The 7,197-nt window shown below is 25.8% G+C and carries 9 protein-coding genes; all 9 read left to right on the top strand.

Features of this window, described 5'->3' with window-relative positions; translation table 11 throughout:
• Positions 1-465: plasmid pRiA4b ORF-3 family protein (locus tag EIC27_RS05145; RefSeq protein ID WP_162298344.1), on the top strand; the 465-nt coding region annotated here is incomplete at its 5' end.
• A 95-nt stretch (positions 466-560) separates the two neighbouring features.
• Positions 561-788, top strand: a complete 228-nt coding sequence (locus EIC27_RS05150) for a hypothetical protein (protein ID WP_126045039.1) — start codon at positions 561-563, stop codon at positions 786-788.
• Positions 789-832: 44 nt separating this feature from the next.
• Entirely contained in the window at positions 833-2,032 is a 1,200-nt protein-coding gene (locus EIC27_RS05155; RefSeq protein WP_126045040.1) for a hypothetical protein, read from the top strand.
• 157 nt (positions 2,033-2,189) lie between these two features.
• A complete protein-coding gene (locus tag EIC27_RS05160) occupies positions 2,190-2,483 on the top strand; it encodes a type II toxin-antitoxin system HigB family toxin (RefSeq protein WP_126045041.1) in 294 nt (97 codons plus the stop codon).
• 9 nt (positions 2,484-2,492) lie between these two features.
• Complete coding sequence (locus EIC27_RS05165; RefSeq protein ID WP_240627092.1) at positions 2,493-2,882, top strand: helix-turn-helix domain-containing protein; 390 nt, start codon at positions 2,493-2,495, stop codon at positions 2,880-2,882.
• A gap of 390 nt (positions 2,883-3,272) precedes the next feature.
• Positions 3,273-4,364, top strand: a complete 1,092-nt coding sequence (locus EIC27_RS05170; RefSeq protein ID WP_126045042.1) for a site-specific integrase — start codon at positions 3,273-3,275, stop codon at positions 4,362-4,364.
• A 568-nt stretch (positions 4,365-4,932) separates the two neighbouring features.
• A complete protein-coding gene (locus tag EIC27_RS05175) occupies positions 4,933-5,394 on the top strand; it encodes a recombinase family protein (protein WP_205702345.1) in 462 nt (153 codons plus the stop codon).
• A gap of 56 nt (positions 5,395-5,450) precedes the next feature.
• Positions 5,451-5,594: a hypothetical protein gene (locus EIC27_RS07380; RefSeq protein ID WP_205702346.1), complete on the top strand. Its 144-nt coding sequence runs from the start codon at positions 5,451-5,453 to the stop codon at positions 5,592-5,594.
• A 95-nt stretch (positions 5,595-5,689) separates the two neighbouring features.
• Positions 5,690-7,000, top strand: coding sequence for a UDP-glucose dehydrogenase family protein (locus EIC27_RS05180; RefSeq protein WP_126045044.1), 1,311 nt, complete (start codon positions 5,690-5,692; stop codon positions 6,998-7,000).
• Positions 7,001-7,197: the final 197 nt, after the last annotated feature.

Consider the following 7,197-nt stretch of genomic DNA (forward strand, 5'->3'; position numbering starts at 1 on the left):
ACATCAGGTAGCTCATACATTGGAAAAAATATAAAGATATGTGATCTCAAATTAGAGGTTAACAAGAAGTTTTTATATAAATATGATTTTATGGCTAGATGGAATTTCGATATAACATTAGAAAAAATATTGCCTATAGACGAAGACAAAACATATCCTGTCTGTATATCGGGAAAAGGAGCATCTCCTGATGAAGAATGTGGTGGGGTGAATTGCTTTCAAAAGCAAAAGAATGATTGGAAATATGATAAATATGAATTGTTATACGAACTAAGTACTGTTTTTGCTGATAAGAAAAATGCAAGTAAAAGAATATGTGATGTAGTTGATATTGAAAGGATTGAACAAGCACAATATTGGATAAATATTGATAAATATGAATATAAAGATATCAACAAGCACCTAAACTTATACACTAAGAATGGTAGAAATTGGAGAAAAACTCTTACCGAAATTGATTCGTAGATTGTTATGTTTTGCGAATGATCATGTTAAAATATTGAATTTAATACTTTATTATATTATCATCATAATTAGTATAATTATATTAGGGTATAAAAATGTCTATTTATGATGGTGACAAAGTAATTTCTCCAAGCACTGCAGAGCTTTTTGCTGCTGATGGATTTAAGATATCAGAACCGCCTGATACTGAAGCGTATAGAATGTTTTATGCTAAGGCAGCTAAGAAAGTTGATGAACTATTAGCCACTCCATACTCTGTAACAGAAGAGACTAAAGAACTACAATATACTTCTGATACTACAGACTCGACAATAGAAGGCTAATTTGAAAATTTTTAAAAATCTGTATCAAAGATTAGTGCTATAAAATGATATTTCAAAATTTTACTGATATTAAGGCATATTTGGAGATTCAAAGAATTGAACATACTAAATTAGAGCGTTCATTTAAGTATGTAAGTTACCCTCTTCATGTACACTTTGGTTATGAAGAAAGTGCTTATAATCATATAACTGGGAACATAACTATACAAAGTCAAAGTAAAATAGATTTTTTACATGAAGTAACTCATAAGTCTCTCATTCAGGAATTTGGTCATTCTTATCCTTATACAAAAAATGCTCATGAAACTAATCATGACATTATCTTTTTAAAAGCTATACAAAAGATTTTGTGTAAATTTTCAATTATGCTGCAAGAAAAATGTTTAGATAAATGTAATGTAGAAAGCAATACAAGGGAAGAATTAAATTCGAACATTTATCATATCCATAGTTCGTTGCATAAACATGTTTCTGTTAATACTTGTCTATTAGCTATTGGCGAGTATGGTAATAGATTGTACGAAACAAATTATTATTTTCATAATAAATACTATCCCCTTATTTTTCTAACTGGTCTTGACATAATAATAGCTCAGATGCAAATAAAATATCGTATGCCTGCTTTAAATTTTAATGACACTCAATCTATTGAGGCTGTTTACCGAGCATTTAATTTATTAGAAAAATTGTCAGATGAAGAGTTTAAAGAATATATGGATGCAGCATCAGCAAGATATGTGCCTGTATTTGAAAGCATAAACGAATCACCTCATTTATCTTCAATACATAGTATGAGTAGCACAATACCCACAGAAATTTTATTGAAAGAATTTGTAAAAAGAATACCTAATGTATCACTTGCAAATAAGTATTTTAATGGTTTATGGGAAACTCACTTGTCTAAAATTAATTATCTTAAGGTTAAAAATTTTGCTGAAAAGTTTTCAATTAATGTAATAAATTATAAATGTCATATTACTGGAGAAAGTTATATCTCTAAAATTATTGCAGCTAATACAAATAGTGCTGATTGTAAGCTTTCTGTACAATTTATAGGTTCTTTAACAGATATATTGCATAGAGATTTTGAAATGGTGAAAATGGAAATCTTGCCCAGAGCAATAGGAACCATGATAAAAAAAGCTACCTATACTGAAGCAAGCATATATGATGAATCTTATGAAACTAATTGTGAATTAAAAGTATTTTCTCCAGTTATTGACTATTATACTTCATTAAATTAAAATTTTCAGAAAGTATACTTTTTGGTAAGTCCAAAAACATACTATGAAAAATATGTAAAACATAAGGAGTTATTTTCACTATGGTGGTAAAAAATAACTTGTTCCCATAATGGTAATATGTTAGTGTAATATGATTATATAATTTAATATTAAAATATTGAGAATTATTGCACGTAGCACTTTAAAATTATTTTGGATAAAATATACTGATGCAGAACAACCTTTAAAAGCTTGGTTTGAAATTGTAAAAGCCAGTATTTGGGAAAAACCTAATGATATAAAAGAAGTATTTCGTTCTGCTGATATCCTATCTAATAATAGAGTAGTTTTTAATATTAAAGGTAATAAATATAGATTAATAGTTAGTGTAAGATACGATTTGAAAATAGTATATGTTAGATTTATAGGAACTCATGCAGAGTATGATAAAATAGATGCCATTAATATTTAGGAGAAAAGAATGATAAAAATTAAACCAATTAAAACAGAATATGATTATAAAAATGCCCTTAACACTATTGATAAATTATGGGATGCTAAAGCAAACACAGAAAAAGGCGATTATCTAGAGATATTAACAACTTTAGTAGAAAAGTATGAAGAAGAACATTATGATATCCCAGCTCCTGATCCAATAGAAGCAATTAAATTTATAATGGAGCAAAAAAATATAAAGCGTACTGAGTTAGAAAAAATTCTAGGAAGTAGAAGTAGAGTTTCTGAAATATTAAATAAGCAAAGAAAATTAAATTTACGAATGATTAGGAATCTTCATAACACGTTAAGTATACCATATGAAATTTTAGCAGAAGATTATAAAACAACTAAAGAAAATCAAATGAAGTTATGAATCATTATAAAGTAATATACAAAAAACTTTTACAATAGGCATTCAGTTATAATTAGTGTAATAATCAAATATAAAATTTATTGGTGAAAATTTCATACTAAAAAACGATTATATATTATAAAAATAGAAGTCTGAGATAAAAAATGGCAAATAAATCAATTTTCAAGCGTTTTTATTGTTTTTATATGTATTTATATATATTTATCGAAATAGATAGCTTAAATCGCATTTATGGAAGAGAAATTTTTTACTATTTTAAAAATTTTAAATTATTGAAGTATAAATTTTCTAAAATCACTTTTTGAATTAACAATAATTTTTACAAAAACAAAATTTGTTAAATAAATAATAATGTTCTATAATCGGACTTATAAAACACTATAATAAATTATGAATAATTTCATAAATATTAATAACGATAAAAATTCTATAATTGTTGCAAACTTACAAGAAAAAGTAAAAGATTATGCACGTCATGCCTTTGCAAAAAATACGATAAAAAACTATCAAAGTGATTGGAAAATTTTTTGTACTTGGTGTGAATCTCTAAATATTAATCCTCTGAATATCACTCATAATACACTAATTGCCTACATAACATTCCTTGCAGAAGAAAATTATAAAGCCTCGACAATTCAAAGAAAAATTAGTGCTATTTATAAATATTGTGAGACCAAAAATATTCATATCAACCTTCAAGACAAAGAATTTAAAATTGTATGGCAAGGAATTAGAAGAAAAATTGGTATTGTAAAACAAGGTAAAGACCCAATTCTACTTAAAGATCTAGAAGATATATTACAACATATTTCTAAAAATACTCATATGGGAATTAGAGATAGGGCTCTTCTTACATTTGGTTGGTTCTCTGCTATGCGTAGGTCTGAACTCGTTAAGCTTAACTGGCAAGATATTTCCTTCATTAAAGAAGGAATAATTATAAATATTAGACAAAGTAAAACTGATAAATTTGGTGAAGGTCAAAAAATAGCTATACTCAAAAGAAAAATATTTTGTCCAATAAAACATCTAAAAGCCTGGCAAAAAATTAATAATAATGAAGCAGTATTTTGCTCTGTAAACAAAGCAGATAAAGTTACAGGTATTAGACTCTCCTGCATTGATGTTGCAAGAATTACTAAAAAACATTCAGCAAAGATAGATTTTGATACATCTAAAATTGCAGGACATTCTTTAAGGCGTGGGTTCGTTACTACTGCTGTTAGCTCTGGCATACGCAATCATATTATTATGAAAACCACTCGCCACAAATCCTCTAAGATGATTGATGATTATACTCACGACAATTCTTTATTAGAAAATAATGCTACTAACATGATAATCACTTCTAATTCTTCCTCTAAAAAATTTAATAGTATTTTAAAAAATTATTTACAATTTAAAGCAGCTTATAAATTATATAATAAAGTAAAAACTAATATCAAAAAATTATATTTTTTCTGTATACCACCCACCCTATAATTTTGAAAAATTTTTCAGGGAAAATGATTAATAAATATTCTTAAATTATTAAGACGTATTATAATTTATATTACAAACTTAGCTCTTTATATATTGATTATTGCAGATATCTCGTTTAAAGGATTAAAGTATGAAAGACTATTTTTATCTAAAAACTCTTACCAAAACAATATTCTCAAGTCAGGTTTTAATCCCAGACCTGTTTTAATAGAAATTGAGTTATGAATTTAGAAAAAGCAAAAGACATTTTAAAAAATATCTATGGATATAATAACTTTATAGGAAAACAAGAAAAGACTATAGAAGCTATTTTAGCAAATAAAAACATTTATGACTTCTAAAAGTCCTCTTATAGATAAAAATAATAAGATCATTGGAGTAATAGGTGAAGTGACCCATAAGATATTGAATAATTTAGCAGCGTAGTTATAAGTAATAAACTTGTAAAATACAACATTGTCTTATTTGCTAGTAAATTTCAGATTTTGAAAATACCTATTTCCCATGTTGAAATTGTAAAATATATATAGTATAAATATGTTGAATATAAACTGAAATATTGATAGAGATGAAGATAGGGTATGCTAGAATTCCTACAAAACACCAATGTGAATCTTTAGATCAACAAATTTTAGAATTAAAAAAATATGGATGCGACAATGTATATTATGAAGTAATTAGTGGAGCCAATAGTAAGAGAAAGGAATTAACTAAAGCCTTAAAATCCTTGAAGTCAGGAAATACTTTAGTAATAGTAAGTATTGATAGATTAGGACGAAGTTTAAAAGATTTGATATCAATTATTAGTGATCTTAAAGAAAAAAAAATAAGTTTTAAGAGCTTAAAAGAACAAATGGATACCAATACAGATACTGGAATGTTATTATTTAATATGATGGGGTCAATAGCAGAATATGAGAGAAAATTAATAAATAGAAGAATTTATGATTGTATAAAAAGAGCAAAAGAGCAAGTTAAATTGCTAAAATGGCAAAGGTATCGAGACAGACACTTTACAATTGGAAGATGAATTTGGAGGTTTCAGATTATAAATCTTACCCTCACTTTTGAATGGGTCTCCTAATAATGAAAAAAATAATAAACCAAACAATAAAAAAAGAGAAAACACTAGGAATAATATATTTAAAGATAAATGATATTAAATCCAAAAGAGTAATATCACCATACTCAATTAAAAACAAAGAAAAGAATAAACGATTTGGAGGCTAAGGCTTATTGATATAGCAGAGTAAAAGGAAGAGTATTCAGGATCGATAGAATTAATATTTCAAAAATATGATTTACTAATTAGGAGTTAATTAAAGATGAATATAACAATAATAGGAACAGGTTATGTAGGTTTGGTGACAGGAGTTTGTTTAGCAGAACTAGGACATACAGTAATATGTATTGATAATGATGAGTTAAAAATAAAAGCTTTATCTAAAGGTATATGCCAAATATATGAACCTAATTTAAATAATTTATTACAGAAAAATATTATAAATAAAAAAATAACATTTACTTCAGATAAAAAACCCTTAGATAAAAGTAATATTATCATAATTGCAGTGGGAACTCCTCTTAAAGAAAATGGTGAAATAAATATGACATTCATTAATGATGTATTAAGAGATATAATAAGTAACGTTAAGAAAGATACTATAATCATAATCAAATCTACAGTACCAATAGGAACAGCTGATGAGATAAAGAAAAATTTAGATAATACGGATTTAAATTATCATATTGTTTCAAATCCAGAATTTTTAAGAGAAGGGCTAGCTGTTAGTGATTTTATGAATCCTGATAGAATTGTAATAGGCACAGATTCTGAATATGCAAAAAAAGTAATTTCAAAACTTTATAATTATTTTCATGCACTAAAAGTACCAATTATATATACAGATAATAAAACAGCAGAACTAATTAAATATGCTTCTAATGTTTATTTAGCAACACGAGTATCCTTTATAAATCAAATAGCTGATATTTCTGAAAGTCTAAAATGTGATATTAAAGATATTGTATATGGTATAGGGCTTGATAAAAGAATTGGTAATACTTATTTAAGTCCAGGTCCTGGGTTTGGAGGATCATGTCTTCCAAAAGATACTAAAGCATTAATTAATATAGCTAAAGCAAAAAACATAGAGTGTCCAATAATTAAATCTGTATACAGCTATAATAATAATAGAATGAAAAAGTTAGGAATAAAAATTTTTAATATATTATTAAAACATAATGTATCAAAGACTAAGTATACAATTGGAATACTAGGAGTAACTTTTAAAGCAGATACTGATGATGTTAGAAATAGTCCAAGTGTTACTATCTTAAAACATCTAACAAAAGTAATAGATTGTGATTATGAAATAAAAATCTTTGACCCCAAAGGCTTAAAAAATATCAAGAAATACTTTAAAAATAAAAAAATAAAATATTATGAAGATGTTTATGAAACTGTAAAAGAATGTAATATTATAGTAATTCTAACAGATTGGAATTACTTTAAAAAGTTAGATTATGATAAGATTAAAAATATAATAAAAAATCCTATAATATATGACTGTAAGAATATATTATCTAAAAAACATATAGAAGATATAGGATTTGATTATTATGGTGTAGGTTAATTAACTGGATTGCTTTTATAGGTAAGAGCTAAAATAAGGGCATCTAGGCAAGAATAAAAATAAGTGGTAGAACAAAAGCCTAAAAAAATAGAGGCTAATGATGCTATTAGAAAAAAAGAAAAAAAGAATAAGTAATGAAAAATGGAAAGAGCTAGTAGAAGAATATAAAAAAAGTAATGTAAGTAAATATGAATTTT

This window comes from Candidatus Aquarickettsia rohweri (genome assembly GCF_003953955.1).
In the GTDB taxonomy this organism is placed as follows: domain Bacteria; phylum Pseudomonadota; class Alphaproteobacteria; order Rickettsiales; family Midichloriaceae; genus Aquirickettsia; species Aquirickettsia rohweri.